The following is a 15,867-nucleotide window of genomic DNA, read 5'->3' as shown; positions in this document are numbered from 1 at the left end:
CTTGCCCATGTGGATTGACACCCATTGCCATCTCGACGCGGGCGAGTTCGACCCCGACCGCGACGCGGTCGTGGCGCGGGCGCGGGCGGCGGGTGTGAGCCAGGTGGTGATCCCGGCCGTATCGGTGCAGAACTTCGACACCGTGCGGCGGCTGGCCCATGCGCATGGCTTTGCTTATGCACTCGGCATCCATCCGCTGTATGTGATGCAGGCCTCCGATGAGGACCTGCAGGTGCTGGATCTGGCGCTGACCACCCACCGGGACGATCCGCGCCTGGTGGCCATCGGTGAAATCGGGCTGGACTTCTTCGTCAGCATGCTGGACCCGGCACGGCAGCAGCATTTCTACAGGGAGCAGCTCAAGCTGGCCCGCCGTCACGGGCTGCCGGTGATTCTGCATGTGCGTCGCAGCGCGGACCAGTTGCTGGCGGGACTGCGGCGCACGGGGCTGACCACCGGCGGCATCGGCCATGCGTTCAACGGCAGCCGTCAGCAGGCCGATGCCTTCCTGGCGCTGGGGTTCCGCCTGGGATTTGGCGGCACACTCACCTTCGACCGCTCCTTGCAGATCCGCCGCCTGGCCAGCGAACTCCCGGACACCGCGCTGGTGACCGAAACCGATGCACCGGACATTCCCCCGCACTGGCTCTACAAGACCGCCGAGGAGCGGGCTGCGGGTGCCACCATGCGCAACGAGCCCGGTGAATTGCCCCGCATCGGCGCGGATCTGGCGGCCCTGCGGGGATGGAGCGCAGAGCAGGCCGCGCGCATCACCCAGGCGAATGCGCTGGCGGCTCTGCCGCGACTGAAGGCGCTGCACGCGGCGGGCGCGCCTGGCTCTGGGGCTTGATGCGCTGGCAAGGGCTCCCACCGGTGTATGCCCCGGATGCGCAGTGGCTGCTGCTGGGCAGCTTCCCGGGGCTGGCCTCGCTGAAGGCCCAGCAGTATTACGGTCATCCGCGCAACCAGTTCTGGCGCCTGTTGGGTGACGTCCGGGGCGTGGATCTGGCGGCCCTGCCATATGCGGAGCGTCTGGACGCCCTGCGCCGGCATCGCATCGCGCTCTGGGACGTGATCACCGAGACCGAGCGCCAGGGCAGCCTGGACAGCGCCATCCGCGACCCGGAGGCCAGCGACCTGGCGCACCTGCTCCAGCAACTGCCCGATCTGCAGGTGATTGGCTTCAACGGCGGCACGGCCGGCCGTCTGGGTCACCGACAGTTGGGTGAGCTTGCAAAGCTTTACCGGGTTCTGGTGCTTCCTTCATCCAGCCCCGCCCACACGATGCCCTACGATGAGAAGTTGCGGGCCTGGCAGGCGCTGAGGGCGGCTGGTGAAAGGTCCGGGATTCAACAGTGACCCGCGGTGACACGGAGGCGTCGTCACCAGGGCACCTCTCATCAGGATGACGCAGTGGGCAACAAGCGGGACAAGAACAAGACAAGCTGGGTCGAGGCCACGCTGAGCGAATTCGACGGGGTCCGTTATCTGCACCTGGATTCCATCTGGGTGCAGGGGGCCATGCGGGTGAAGAAGCCCGACAAACTCGAGCTGGAATATGTCCAGCGGATGATGGCCTGGATGCTGTGGCGCGAATCGGCCGAGGTGACCACCGGGCGTGCCGTGCAACTGGGCCTGGGGGCCGGGGCCCTGAGCCGCTTCTGCCGTCGGCAGTTGAAGATGAAGACCACGGCCGTGGAGATCAACCCGACGGTGATCAGCGCCTGCCGCCATTGGTTCCACCTGCCGGACGATGACGATCGCTTCCAGGTGGTCAACCAGGACGCCGGCACCTGGGTGGCCGATGCCACGCACTGGGGCACGGCACAGGTGCTGCATGTGGACTTGTACGACCACGAGGCGGCCGCGCCGGTGCTGGACGACCAGCAGTTCTACAACAACTGCCGCGCCGTGCTGGCGGATGGCGGCCTGATGGTGGTCAATCTGTTTGGGCGCAGCGCCAGCTTCACTCGCAGCGCTGCCCGCATTGCCACGGCCTTTGGCTCTGATCAGGTCTGGCACCTGACACCCACCCGTGAAGGCAACACCATCGTGGTGGCCGCCCGCGGCGTGGAGGTGCCCGACCGCGAGACCCTGGAGCGCCGCGCCGCGTTCATCGAGGACCGCTTCGAGCTGCCAGCCCCGAAATGGCTGAAGCTGGTGCGCCCGCTGCCGGTGAACATCATCAACCAGATCCGCGAATAAGCCATGAAGACCTCAAGCCCCAAGGCCCCGGAGGCCGCCACCCCTCCCGGCGGCAAGCTGGAATGGCGCTCGCTGTTGAAGTGGCTGGTCGAAGACGGTGTGATCGACGCCGAAAAAGCCCAGCAGACCGAGACCCGCTTTGCGGCCGGTAACAGCGCCCTGCATCCACTGGTGCGGCTGGGCAATGCGGGGCTGACCCGGCAGGACTCCGGACGCGTGCTCGACATCGAGGCCATGACCGAATGGCTCGCGGCTCGGCTGAAGCTGCCTTACATGCGCATCGACCCGCTCAAGGTGGATGTGGGCCGTGTGGCGGACGTGATGTCCGCCAACTATGCGGAAGCGCGGCGCTGCCTGCCCATCCAGGTGGGGCTGACCGAGGTGACGGTGGCCACTGCCGAGCCGCTGGACGTGGCCTGGGTGCCGCAGATTGAATCGCACACCCGCAAGCGGGTGAAGCTGGTGCTGTCCAACCCGCAAGAGATCAGCCGCTTTACGACGGAGTTCTTCACCCTGGCCCGGTCGGTCCGCGCGGCCTCCAAGAGCGGGGAGGTGAGCCAGACCGCCAGCTTTGAACAACTGGTGGAACTGGGCCGCAGCAATCGCCAGCTCGATGCCAACGACCAGGGCGTGGTGCAGGTGGTGGACTGGCTCTGGCAATACGCCTTTGACCAGCGCGCTTCGGACATCCATCTGGAGCCACGCCGGGAGATGGGGGCCATCCGCTTCCGTATCGACGGGGTGCTGCATACCGTCTACCAACTGCCACCGTCGGTGATGGCGGCCATGACCGCCCGGATCAAGCTGCTGGGGCGCATGGACGTGGTGGAAAAGCGCCGGCCGCTGGATGGGCGGATCAAGACCCGCAATCCTGCCGGTGAAGAGGTGGAAATGCGGCTGTCCACGCTGCCGACCGCCTTTGGTGAAAAGATGGTGATGCGGATTTTTGATCCGGACACCGCCGTCAAGGACCTGGCGCAATTGGGCTTCTCCACCCATGATGCCGACCGCTGGACCCGCCTGACCGCCCGTCCCCACGGCATCATCCTGGTGACCGGTCCGACCGGCTCCGGCAAGACCTCCACGCTCTATTCCACCCTCAAGCGGCTGGCCACGGATGAGGTGAACGTCTGCACGGTGGAAGACCCGATCGAAATGATCGAACCCGCATTCAATCAGTCGCAAGTGCTGGCCTCGATCGACTTCGGCTTTGCAGAAGGGCTGCGTGCCCTGATGCGCCAGGACCCGGACATCATCATGGTGGGCGAAATCCGCGATCTGGAAACCGCCGAAATGGCGATTCAGGCGTCGCTGACCGGCCATCTGGTGTTCTCCACCCTGCACACCAACGATTCGGTGTCGGCCATCACCCGGCTGACCGACCTGGGCGTGCCCAACTATCTGATCGACGCCACCGTCATCGGCGTCCTGGCGCAGCGGCTGGTGCGCACACTCTGCCCCAGCTGCAAGGCACCGGATCCGGACGTCACCGTGGAGACCCTGAACGAAACGCTCAAACCCTGGCGCCTCAGCGGCGGGGTGAAGTCTTACAAGCCGGTGGGCTGCCTGGACTGCCGCAACACCGGCTTCCGGGGGCGCGCAGGCTTGTATGAGCTGCTGATGCTCTCCGACAGCGTGCGCAAGCATCTGCACCCCCATACCGACATGACGGCCCTGCGCCGACAGGCGGTGCAGGAGGGGCTGCGGCCGCTGCGTCTGGGCGGCGCCATGAAGGTGGCGGAAGGGCTGACCACCCTGGACGAAGTGCTTCGCAGCACACCGACCTGGGAAAACCAGGGCTGAAGTCACACAAGGACGCGATAACTGCCCCCTGAGACGCCCCAGGGAATGCCCTGCCGGCGTTTTACGTGGAAACCACAGAGGGCAGGGGGCTGCCGCTCCCTAGAATCGCCGCCATTCAAGCCTCTAGAGGTAGCCTCGATGAAGATCAAGAGTCAGCGCGACTTCTGGTCAGGGCTGTTGTTTGTGATCGTTGGCGTCGCGTTCGCGTGGGGTTCTCTGGTCCACTACAGCTTTGGCAGTTCGGCCCGTCCCGGGCCTGGTTATTTTCCGTTCGGATTGGGCGTCTTGCTGGCCATTCTGGGGGGCGCCGTGCTGTTCAAGGCACTGACGATCGAATCCGAGGGCGGTCAGCCCATCGGGTCCTTCGCCTGGCGGCCCCTGGTGATTGTGGTGGCCGCGATTGTGGTCTTCGGCTTTGCCTTGCCCCGGTTGGGGCTGGCGATCACGCTGCCCTTGCTGATCATCATGTCCTCGATGGCCAGCGACGAGTTCAACTGGCGCGATGCCATCCTCAGCAGCGTGGTGCTCACCATCGGCAGCTGGGCGATTTTTGTGTGGGGATTGAGTCTCGTGATCCCTGTGTGGCCAACCTTCATCGGCGCATGAGGAGCCCCGCATGGATCTGCTGAACAATCTGATGCTGGGCTTTCAGACGGCCCTGACACTCCAGAACCTGCTGTACGCCTTTGGCGGTGCCGTGCTGGGCACCCTGATCGGTGTGTTGCCGGGCCTCGGACCGGTGGCGACCATCGCCATGCTGCTGCCCTCCATCTACGCGCTGGATGCGACACCGGCGCTGATCATGCTGGCCGGCATTTACTACGGCGCGCAGTACGGCGGTTCGACCACCGCCATCCTGATCAATGTGCCTGGAGAGTCGTCGTCGGTCGTGACCGCCATTGAGGGCTACCAGATGGCCCGTCAGGGGCGCGCCGGTGCTGCTTTGGCGGCGGCTGGCCTGGGCTCGTTCTTTGCGGGCTGCGTCGGGACCATCATCATCGCGGCGTTTGCGCCCCCGCTCACGGAACTGGCGTTCAAGTTCGGCCCGGCGGAGTATTTCTCGCTGATGGTGCTGGGCCTGATCGGTGCGGTGGTGCTGGCGTCCGGGTCCTTGCTCAAAGCGATCGCCATGATCGTGCTCGGGCTGCTGCTGGGGCAGATCAACACCGACGTGATCTCCGGCACCCCGCGTTTTTCGTTTGACATTCCTGAGCTGACCGACGGCATCAACTTCGTGGTGATCGCCATGGGGATCTTCGGCTTCGGGGAAATCATTGCGAACCTGGGGCAGCCAGCGGAGCACCGCGAGGTGTTCACGAAGAGCGTCAAGGGGCTGTGGCCGACCAAGCAGGACTTCCATGACGCGTGGCCGGCCGTGCTGCGCGGCACGGCGCTGGGCTCGTTGCTGGGGGTGCTGCCGGGCGGCGGTGCCTTGCTGGCCTCGTTTGCGGCCTACACGCTGGAGAAGAAGGTCGCCAAGGACCCGAGCCGCTTTGGCAAGGGTGCCATTCAGGGGGTGGCCGGACCGGAGTCTGCCAACAATGCAGGCGCACAGACCTCCTTCATCCCGATGTTGACCCTGGGCATCCCGCCCAATGCGGTGATGGCGCTGATGGTGGGGGCGATGACCATCAAGGGCATCCAGCCGGGGCCGCAGGTGATGACCAGCAACCCGGAACTCTTCTGGGGGCTGATCGCGTCCATGTGGATCGGCAACCTGATGCTGGTGATTCTGAACCTGCCGCTGATCGGCATCTGGATCAAGCTGCTGACCGTGCCCTACCGATTCCTGTTCCCTGCCATCGTGGTGTTCTGCTGCATCGGTACCTACACGCTGAACAACAACAACTTCGATGTGTTCATGACGGCCGCCTTTGCAGTGGTGGGTTATGCCTTCTACAAGTTGAGCTGCGAACCGGCACCCCTGTTGCTGGGCTTCATCCTGGGCCCGATGATGGAAGAGAACCTGCGCCGTGCGCTGCTGCTGTCGCGCGGGGACTGGAGCACCTTCATGGTCCGTCCGCTCTCGGCCGGGCTGCTGATTGCGGCAGCGCTGATGGTGATCATCGTGATGCTGCCCTCGATCAAGAACAAGCGCGAGGAAGCCTTCCAGGAGGATTGACACGCGCCGATGCGGAATGCATCGAACAAGACAAAAGGCCCGCAGCTGCGGGCCTTTTTTTTGACGTGTGCGCTCAGCATGAGCGCACTCTTGCGGGTGCAAGTCCCGCCGTAAGTTGATCACAGCGAACGAAGTGAAGCGCAACTGCATGAGGGTGACCGAGTGTGGGGAGGAAGCGTGGAGCGAAGCTGCGAGCCGATGGACAAGAACCGGATAGAAGGCGCTGCCGAGCAGGGTGAGCGGGCACGTAACCGCGAAGCTCTCGTGATCAAGGCGAGGCGGTGTAGATCCGGCGGTTGTGCAGTGAAAGAGTGCGTTCTTACCTGAGGAGACCTCGCCTCATGCCTGAAAGGGCGACGGCGCTGCCGGAGCGAGGAGTCAGCAGAGGTCGTAGTAGCTGGGTAGCGGGGCCGCCAAGGCCAGCAGCGAGAGGCGAAGGACCGAACGAGAGTGAGTGACCGAGGACACGGGGATGTCAAAGGCCAAGCGTCAGATGCCGGAGTCATCCGGGCGGGCAGGCGTAGCGCACGGTGAAGCCGGGCGTGATCCTGCCAGCGACGAAGCCTGCGGCCCGTTCCGTGAGCACCCGGGCACAGGGTCGGCCACGCCGGAGGCTGGGGCTGGCCCCCTGCTGGCGGCGGCGCTGACAAGAGAGAACCTGCAAGTGGCGTGGAAGCGGGTCAAAGCCAACAAGGGCGCAGCGGGCGTGGACGGGCTCGACATTGAGCACACGCGTCGCCTGCTGCAAACGAGTTGGCCGCAGATTCGCCAGGCGCTGCTGGCGGGGAAGTACCGGCCATCGCCGGTACGCAGGGTGATGATCCCCAAACCGGATGGGAGCCAGCGTGAGCTGGGTATCCCGACGGTGACGGATCGGTTGATCCAGCAGGCACTGCTGCAAGTGCTGCAACCGCTGATCGATCGCACCTTCAGCAAGCACAGCCACGGGTTCCGACCGGGACGGAGTGCGCACGATGCGGTGAGAGCTGCTCGGGCCTACGTGCAGTCGGGCAAGCGCGTGGTGGTGGATGTGGACCTGGCGAAGTTCTTCGACCGGGTGAATCACGACATCCTGATGGACCGGCTCAAGAGACGCATCCCGGACGCAGCCGTGCTGCGGCTGATCCGTGCGTACCTGAACGCCGGGATCATGGATGGCGGGGTCAAGGTGGAGCGAGACCAGGGGACGCCGCAAGGGGGGCGCTGAGCCCGCTGCTGGCCAACGTGCTGCTCGACGAGGTGGACAAGGCGCTGGAGGCGAGGGGCTACTGCTTCGCGCGCTACGCCGACGACTGCAACGTCTATGTGGGCAGCAGGAAGGCCGGTGAGCGGGTGATGGCCTGGCTCAGGAGGCTCTACGGCAAGCTGAAACTTCAGATCAATGAAGCCAAAAGTGCCGTGTGCAGCGCCTTCGGGCGCAAGTTCCTGGGTTATGAGCTGTGGGTGGCCAAGGGGCGGGAGGTGAAGTGTGCGGTGGCCGTCAAGGCCCAGAACGACTTCAAGGCGCGCATCCGGCAACTCACACGGCGCTCTGGCGGGCGCAGCATGGAACAGGTCGTGCAAGGGTTGCGGCCGTACCTGCTGGGCTGGAAGGGCTACTTCCGGATGGCGCAGACACCCAAAGTCTGGCGCGAGCTGGACGAGTGGCTGCGGCACCGGTTGCGGGCGCTCCAGCTCAAGCAGTGGAAGCGCGGGCCGACCATTTACCGACAGTTGCGGGCCTTGGGGGCCAATCCTGCTGTGGCCCACCGCGTGGCGGCGAATAGCCGCCGCTGGTGGCGAAACAGCGCAAAGTCGCTCAACAACGTGCTCACGGTGGCTTGGTTCGACCGCCTTGGCGTGCCTCGTCTCTCATGACCTCAAGCTCTCGAACCGCCCGGTGCGGACCCGCATGCCGGGTGGTGTGGGAGGGGTTCAGCCCAGGGGCTGCCCCTATCCCGATCTGGAAGGGGCTCAAAGACCGACCATACAGGGCCTGGACCACGGCGGGGCAGCAAGGCCTCTTGCGAACTTGCTCTTGAATGGGCGAATATCGCCACGAAGTACTTGGGGTTGTTGTGAGTGCAGAAAATGCTGTGCTACAGTCTAAGGCTTCGCTGGTCAGCAAGACGTTCTGAACAAAGTTCTGAACTGAATGAAGACGGCGGGCGCCGCAAGGTGCTGAGAGAAATAGCTTGCAAGTATGCGGTCTTTCTCTTGGTTCCAAGTGGTGGCGAGGTGATGAGTCTTGATGATCACTGTCTCGCAGTCAGCGTAAAAAATAATTTGCACTGACTGCTTGACGAAATCAGAAAGAATGGTTCATAATCTCGCTTCTGCGCTGCTGACGACGTCAACAAAACGACGTAAGAAAGCAGCAGCAAACGAAGACAGCTTAGCTGCTTCGATGATCTTTAAAAATTTACAGCCAATAAGCGTGGGCGTCTGAATAGAGGCAACCTGAGAAGGTTAAATCTTTAGACGCTCACGGAAATGAATGAAGCTATGAAAGTAGTCTTTGTTCGATTCCGTTGAGTTATTCAAGATCGAACTGTAGAGTTTGATCCTGGCTCAGATTGAACGCTGGCGGCATGCCTTACACATGCAAGTCGAACGGTAACGCGGGGCAACCTGGCGACGAGTGGCGAACGGGTGAGTAATGTATCGGAACGTGCCCAGTTGTGGGGGATAACTGCTCGAAAGAGCAGCTAATACCGCATACGACCTGAGGGTGAAAGCGGGGGATCGCAAGACCTCGCGCAATTGGAGCGGCCGATATCAGATTAGGTAGTTGGTGGGGTAAAGGCCTACCAAGCCTACGATCTGTAGCTGGTCTGAGAGGACGACCAGCCACACTGGGACTGAGACACGGCCCAGACTCCTACGGGAGGCAGCAGTGGGGAATTTTGGACAATGGGGGCAACCCTGATCCAGCCATGCCGCGTGCGGGAAGAAGGCCTTCGGGTTGTAAACCGCTTTTGTCAGGGAAGAAATCCTTTGAGCTAATACCTCGGAGGGATGACGGTACCTGAAGAATAAGCACCGGCTAACTACGTGCCAGCAGCCGCGGTAATACGTAGGGTGCAAGCGTTAATCGGAATTACTGGGCGTAAAGCGTGCGCAGGCGGTTATGCAAGACAGATGTGAAATCCCCGGGCTCAACCTGGGAACTGCATTTGTGACTGCATGGCTAGAGTACGGCAGAGGGGGATGGAATTCCACGTGTAGCAGTGAAATGCGTAGATATGTGGAGGAACACCGATGGCGAAGGCAATCCCCTGGGCCTGTACTGACGCTCATGCACGAAAGCGTGGGGAGCAAACAGGATTAGATACCCTGGTAGTCCACGCCCTAAACGATGTCAACTGGTTGTTGGGAGGGTTTCTTCTCAGTAACGTAGCTAACGCGTGAAGTTGACCGCCTGGGGAGTACGGCCGCAAGGTTGAAACTCAAAGGAATTGACGGGGACCCGCACAAGCGGTGGATGATGTGGTTTAATTCGATGCAACGCGAAAAACCTTACCTACCCTTGACATGCCAGGAATCTTGCAGAGATGTGAGAGTGCTCGAAAGAGAACCTGGACACAGGTGCTGCATGGCCGTCGTCAGCTCGTGTCGTGAGATGTTGGGTTAAGTCCCGCAACGAGCGCAACCCTTGTCATTAGTTGCTACGAAAGGGCACTCTAATGAGACTGCCGGTGACAAACCGGAGGAAGGTGGGGATGACGTCAGGTCATCATGGCCCTTATGGGTAGGGCTACACACGTCATACAATGGCCGGGACAGAGGGCTGCCAACCCGCGAGGGGGAGCTAATCCCAGAAACCCGGTCGTAGTCCGGATCGCAGTCTGCAACTCGACTGCGTGAAGTCGGAATCGCTAGTAATCGCGGATCAGCTTGCCGCGGTGAATACGTTCCCGGGTCTTGTACACACCGCCCGTCACACCATGGGAGCGGGTTCTGCCAGAAGTAGTTAGCCTAACCGCAAGGAGGGCGATTACCACGGCAGGGTTCGTGACTGGGGTGAAGTCGTAACAAGGTAGCCGTATCGGAAGGTGCGGCTGGATCACCTCCTTTCTAGAGAATGGCCGAGCCACTCAGCAACTTCGGTTGTTGGATGAGCGAGGTCCACAAACGCCGATATTCAGCGCGCCCACACTTATTGGCTGTAGATGAAAGACAGTTGGTTGGCAAACCACAGTATCAAGGTCGCTTATTTGAGCGATAATGATGTTCTGGTTTGCCAGTCTGGCCTTTGAGGCCGTACTGTTGTTCTTTAACAATTCGTAGAGTCGAATCAGCGTTGCTGGCGGAAAGTTGGCTGCTCGTAAAGGGGCAGACTGGCACCGTGCCGCCAGCGACATTTGATTGCGTCACCAGACTTCAACTCTGACCGCAAGGTAAGAGAAGAAATTGAAGAACGGCGAAAACGCGTGATACTCAATAAAACGCTCAAGTTGTTGAGCGTCTGTCCTTGACGACATCTGCGTGATGTCAAAGTTATAGGGTCAAGTGACTAAGTGCATGTGGTGGATGCCTTGGCGATTACAGGCGACGAAGGACGTGATAGCCTGCGATAAGCTTCGGGGAGCTGGCAAATTAGCTTTGATCCGGAGATTTCCGAATGGGGAAACCCACCTCGCAAGAGGTATTGCATGCTGAATACATAGGCATGCAAGGCGAACCGGGCGAACTGAAACATCTCAGTAGCTCGAGGAAAAGACATCAACCGAGATTCCGAAAGTAGTGGCGAGCGAAATCGGAGTAGCCCTCGTGTTTTAGCAGTTGGCATATCAGAACGGAATGGAAAGTCCGGCCATAGCGGGTGATAGCCCCGTATGAAAAATGTTGATTGTGGAACTAGGCACGAAAAGAGTAGGGCGGGACACGTGAAATCCTGTCTGAACATGGGGGGACCATCCTCCAAGGCTAAATACTCGTAATCGACCGATAGTGAACAAGTACCGTGAGGGAAAGGCGAAAAGAACCCCGGGAGGGGAGTGAAATAGATCCTGAAACCGCATGCATACAAAAAGTAGGAGCCCTCAGGGGTGACTGCGTACCTTTTGTATAATGGGTCAGCGACTTACATTCAGTGGCGAGGTTAACCGAATAGGGTAGCCGTAGAGAAATCGAGTCCGAATAGGGCGAAATAGTCGCTGGGTGTAGACCCGAAACCAGGTGATCTATCCATGGCCAGGATGAAGGTACCGTAACAGGTGCTGGAGGTCCGAACCGACTAGTGTTGCAAAACTAGCGGATGAGCTGTGGATAGGGGTGAAAGGCTAAACAAACCTGGAGATAGCTGGTTCTCTCCGAAAACTATTTAGGTAGTGCCTCAAGTATTACCTTCGGGGGTAGAGCACTGTTTAGGCTAGGGGGTCATGGCGACTTACCAAACCTATGCAAACTCCGAATACCGAAGAGTACAGCTTGGGAGACAGAGCACCGGGTGCTAACGTCCGGACTCAAGAGGGAAACAACCCAGACCGCCAGCTAAGGTCCCTAAAATTGGCTAAGTGGGAAACGAAGTGGGAAGGCTAAAACAGTCAGGATGTTGGCTTAGAAGCAGCCATCATTTAAAGAAAGCGTAATAGCTCACTGATCGAGTCGTCCTGCGCGGAAGATGTAACGGGGCTAAGCCAGTTACCGAAGCTGCGGATGCACAGTTTACTGTGCGTGGTAGGAGAGCGTTCTGTACGCCTGTGAAGGTGGGTCGTGAGGCCTGCTGGAGGTATCAGAAGTGCGAATGCTGACATGAGTAGCGTTAAAGGGGGTGAAAAGCCCCCTCGCCGTAAGCGCAAGGTTTCCTACGCAACGTTCATCGGCGTAGGGTGAGTCGGCCCCTAAGGCGAGGCAGAGATGCGTAGCTGATGGGAAACAGGTCAATATTCCTGTACCGATCTATAGTGCGATGTGGGGACGGAGAAGGTTAGCTCAGCCGGGTGTTGGATGTCCCGGTTCAAGCATGTAGGCGTGCCCTCTAGGCAAATCCGGAGGGCTTAGCTGAGGTGTGATAACGAGTCTGCTTGCAGACGAAGTGAGTGATACCCTGCTTCCAGGAAAAGCCACTAAGCTTCAGCTATAGACGACCGTACCGCAAACCGACACTGGTGCGCGTGATGAGTATTCTCAGGCGCTTGAGAGAACTCTGGAGAAGGAACTCGGCAAATTGACACCGTAACTTCGGAAGAAGGTGTGCCTTTAGTAGGTGAACCATTTACTTGGGGAGCCCAATGAGGCCGCAGAGAATCGGTGGCTGCGACTGTTTATTAAAAACACAGCACTCTGCAAAGACGAAAGTCGACGTATAGGGTGTGACGCCTGCCCGGTGCTGGAAGATTAAATGATGGGGTGCAAGCTCTTGACTGAAGTCCCAGTAAACGGCGGCCGTAACTATAACGGTCCTAAGGTAGCGAAATTCCTTGTCGGGTAAGTTCCGACCTGCACGAATGGCGTAACGATGGCCACACTGTCTCCTCCAGAGACTCAGCGAAGTTGAAATGTTTGTGATGATGCAATCTCCCCGCGGAAAGACGGAAAGACCCCATGAACCTTTACTGTAGCTTTACATTGGACTTTGAACAGATCTGTGTAGGATAGGTGGGAGGCTTTGAAACCTGGTCGCTAGATCAGGTGGAGCCAACGTTGAAATACCACCCTGGTGTGTTTGAGGTTCTAACCTTGGCCCGTGATCCGGGTTGGGGACAGTGTATGGTGGGCAGTTTGACTGGGGCGGTCTCCTCCCAAAGTGTAACGGAGGAGTTCGAAGGTACGCTAGGCACGGTCGGAAATCGTGCTAATAGTGCATAGGCATAAGCGTGCTTGACTGCGAGACTGACAAGTCGAGCAGGTACGAAAGTAGGACTAAGTGATCCGGTGGTTCTGTATGGAAGGGCCATCGCTCAACGGATAAAAGGTACTCTGGGGATAACAGGCTGATACCGCCCAAGAGTTCATATCGACGGCGGTGTTTGGCACCTCGATGTCGGCTCATCTCATCCTGGGGCTGTAGCCGGTCCCAAGGGTATGGCTGTTCGCCATTTAAAGAGGTACGTGAGCTGGGTTTAAAACGTCGTGAGACAGTTTGGTCCCTATCTTCCGTGGGCGCTGCAAGATTGAGAGAGCCTGCTCCTAGTACGAGAGGACCGGAGTGGACGCACCTCTGGTGTATCGGTTGTCACGCCAGTGGCATCGCCGAGTAGCTAAGTGCGGAAGAGATAACCGCTGAAAGCATCTAAGCGGGAAACTCGTCTCAAGATGAGTCTTGCCGGGGCCTTGAGCCCCCTGAAGGGTCGTTCAAGACCAGGACGTTGATAGGCTGGGTGTGGAAGCGCAGTAATGCGTTAAGCTAACCAGTACTAATTGCCCGTGAGGCTTGACCCTATAACTTTGACAATCATGTCGAAGCGAGTGGTCACGCAGATCGATTTAATCGATCAAAGCCGTTCCTCAAGCTGAGGACGCAATCAAATCAAAGCTGATTCACCAAAGACTCTACGAATTGGGCGAGCTGCCCACCCTTCCCAGGGACGCAGCTGGCCAACCAGTCAAGCCTGATGACCATAGCGAGTCGGTCCCACCCCTTCCCATCCCGAACAGGACCGTGAAACGACTCAGCGCCGATGATAGTGCGGATTCCCGTGTGAAAGTAGGTCATCGTCAGGCTAATATCTACGGACGCCCGGTCGTGTGACCGGGCGTTTGTATCTCTGCCTGCAGCCTGCAGAGATCAGTGTTGACCGATGTCAGTGCTGATCTTTGAAGGTTGAAGATCGGCGGTCAGGTTGCTTCAGCGACTTGCCAAAGATTTTTAAACAGAGTGCTTGACGGCTTGAAAAAGCTAGTTCATAATCTCGCTTCTGCGCTGCTGACGACGTCAACAAAACGACGTAAGAAAGCAGCAGCAAACGAAGACAGCTCAGCTGCTTCGATGATCTTTAAAAATTTACAGCCAATAAGCGTGGGCGTCTGAATAGAGGCAACCTGAGAAGGTTAAATCTTTAGACGCTCACGGAAATGAATGAAGCTATGAAAGTAGTCTTTGTTCGATTCCGTTGAGTTATTCAAGATCGAACTGTAGAGTTTGATCCTGGCTCAGATTGAACGCTGGCGGCATGCCTTACACATGCAAGTCGAACGGTAACGCGGGGCAACCTGGCGACGAGTGGCGAACGGGTGAGTAATGTATCGGAACGTGCCCAGTTGTGGGGGATAACTGCTCGAAAGAGCAGCTAATACCGCATACGACCTGAGGGTGAAAGCGGGGGATCGCAAGACCTCGCGCAATTGGAGCGGCCGATATCAGATTAGGTAGTTGGTGGGGTAAAGGCCTACCAAGCCTACGATCTGTAGCTGGTCTGAGAGGACGACCAGCCACACTGGGACTGAGACACGGCCCAGACTCCTACGGGAGGCAGCAGTGGGGAATTTTGGACAATGGGGGCAACCCTGATCCAGCCATGCCGCGTGCGGGAAGAAGGCCTTCGGGTTGTAAACCGCTTTTGTCAGGGAAGAAATCCTTTGAGCTAATACCTCGGAGGGATGACGGTACCTGAAGAATAAGCACCGGCTAACTACGTGCCAGCAGCCGCGGTAATACGTAGGGTGCAAGCGTTAATCGGAATTACTGGGCGTAAAGCGTGCGCAGGCGGTTATGCAAGACAGATGTGAAATCCCCGGGCTCAACCTGGGAACTGCATTTGTGACTGCATAGCTAGAGTACGGCAGAGGGGGATGGAATTCCACGTGTAGCAGTGAAATGCGTAGATATGTGGAGGAACACCGATGGCGAAGGCAATCCCCTGGGCCTGTACTGACGCTCATGCACGAAAGCGTGGGGAGCAAACAGGATTAGATACCCTGGTAGTCCACGCCCTAAACGATGTCAACTGGTTGTTGGGAGGGTTTCTTCTCAGTAACGTAGCTAACGCGTGAAGTTGACCGCCTGGGGAGTACGGCCGCAAGGTTGAAACTCAAAGGAATTGACGGGGACCCGCACAAGCGGTGGATGATGTGGTTTAATTCGATGCAACGCGAAAAACCTTACCTACCCTTGACATGCCAGGAATCTTGCAGAGATGTGAGAGTGCTCGAAAGAGAACCTGGACACAGGTGCTGCATGGCCGTCGTCAGCTCGTGTCGTGAGATGTTGGGTTAAGTCCCGCAACGAGCGCAACCCTTGTCATTAGTTGCTACGAAAGGGCACTCTAATGAGACTGCCGGTGACAAACCGGAGGAAGGTGGGGATGACGTCAGGTCATCATGGCCCTTATGGGTAGGGCTACACACGTCATACAATGGCCGGGACAGAGGGCTGCCAACCCGCGAGGGGGAGCTAATCCCAGAAACCCGGTCGTAGTCCGGATCGCAGTCTGCAACTCGACTGCGTGAAGTCGGAATCGCTAGTAATCGCGGATCAGCTTGCCGCGGTGAATACGTTCCCGGGTCTTGTACACACCGCCCGTCACACCATGGGAGCGGGTTCTGCCAGAAGTAGTTAGCCTAACCGCAAGGAGGGCGATTACCACGGCAGGGTTCGTGACTGGGGTGAAGTCGTAACAAGGTAGCCGTATCGGAAGGTGCGGCTGGATCACCTCCTTTCTAGAGAATGGCCGAGCCACTCAGCAACTTCGGTTGTTGAATGAGCAAGGTCCACAAACGCCGACATTCAGCGCGCCCACACTTATTGGCTGTAACTACAACAGTAGAGTGAACATAGTCGCACGGCGCCTGGCGAGCTGGCCTGAAGCACGGAG

At 59.1% G+C, this 15,867-nt stretch carries 6 protein-coding genes, 4 rRNA genes and 1 pseudogene; all 11 read left to right on the top strand.

Going from position 1 to position 15,867, the window contains the following annotated elements; translation table 11 throughout:
• The first annotated feature begins 1 nt into the window (after position 1).
• Complete coding sequence (locus tag OU995_RS24160) at positions 2-850, top strand: TatD family hydrolase (RefSeq protein ID WP_267832703.1); 849 nt, start codon at positions 2-4, stop codon at positions 848-850.
• Positions 850-1,359, top strand: coding sequence for a DNA-deoxyinosine glycosylase (locus OU995_RS24155; protein WP_267836363.1), 510 nt, complete (start codon positions 850-852; stop codon positions 1,357-1,359). The genes OU995_RS24160 and OU995_RS24155 overlap by 1 nt, the downstream gene beginning before the upstream one ends.
• A 54-nt stretch (positions 1,360-1,413) precedes the next feature.
• Positions 1,414-2,205, top strand: a complete 792-nt coding sequence (locus OU995_RS24150; protein ID WP_267832702.1) for a spermidine synthase — start codon at positions 1,414-1,416, stop codon at positions 2,203-2,205.
• Positions 2,206-2,208: 3 nt separating this feature from the next.
• The gene (locus tag OU995_RS24145; RefSeq protein ID WP_267832701.1) at positions 2,209-4,008 is read left to right on the top strand and encodes a GspE/PulE family protein; all 1,800 of its coding nucleotides are present in this window, start codon (positions 2,209-2,211) and stop codon (positions 4,006-4,008) included.
• 138 nt (positions 4,009-4,146) lie between these two features.
• A complete protein-coding gene (locus tag OU995_RS24140; RefSeq protein WP_267832700.1) occupies positions 4,147-4,614 on the top strand; it encodes a tripartite tricarboxylate transporter TctB family protein in 468 nt (155 codons plus the stop codon).
• 10 nt (positions 4,615-4,624) lie between these two features.
• Positions 4,625-6,130 (top strand): tripartite tricarboxylate transporter permease, encoded by a 1,506-nt coding sequence (locus tag OU995_RS24135; RefSeq protein WP_267832699.1) that lies wholly within the window; start codon positions 4,625-4,627, stop codon positions 6,128-6,130.
• A 472-nt stretch (positions 6,131-6,602) separates the two neighbouring features.
• A pseudogene (gene ltrA / locus OU995_RS24130) lies at positions 6,603-7,987 on the top strand (group II intron reverse transcriptase/maturase).
• Positions 7,988-8,657: 670 nt separating this feature from the next.
• Positions 8,658-10,186 (top strand): 16S ribosomal RNA (locus tag OU995_RS24125).
• A 429-nt stretch (positions 10,187-10,615) separates the two neighbouring features.
• Positions 10,616-13,495, top strand: a 23S ribosomal RNA gene (locus OU995_RS24120).
• Positions 13,496-13,664: 169 nt separating this feature from the next.
• Positions 13,665-13,777: ribosomal RNA gene (rrf, locus tag OU995_RS24115) — 5S ribosomal RNA — on the top strand.
• 406 nt (positions 13,778-14,183) lie between these two features.
• Positions 14,184-15,712: ribosomal RNA gene (locus OU995_RS24110) — 16S ribosomal RNA — on the top strand.
• Together the 16S, 23S and 5S rRNA genes form the textbook arrangement of a ribosomal RNA operon.
• Positions 15,713-15,867: the final 155 nt, after the last annotated feature.

Source organism: Roseateles sp. SL47, assembly GCF_026625885.1.
GTDB lineage: Bacteria > Pseudomonadota > Gammaproteobacteria > Burkholderiales > Burkholderiaceae_C > Roseateles.
The sequence above is the reverse complement of the archived record's forward strand: the minus strand, read 5'-3'. Positions and strand labels throughout refer to the sequence as shown.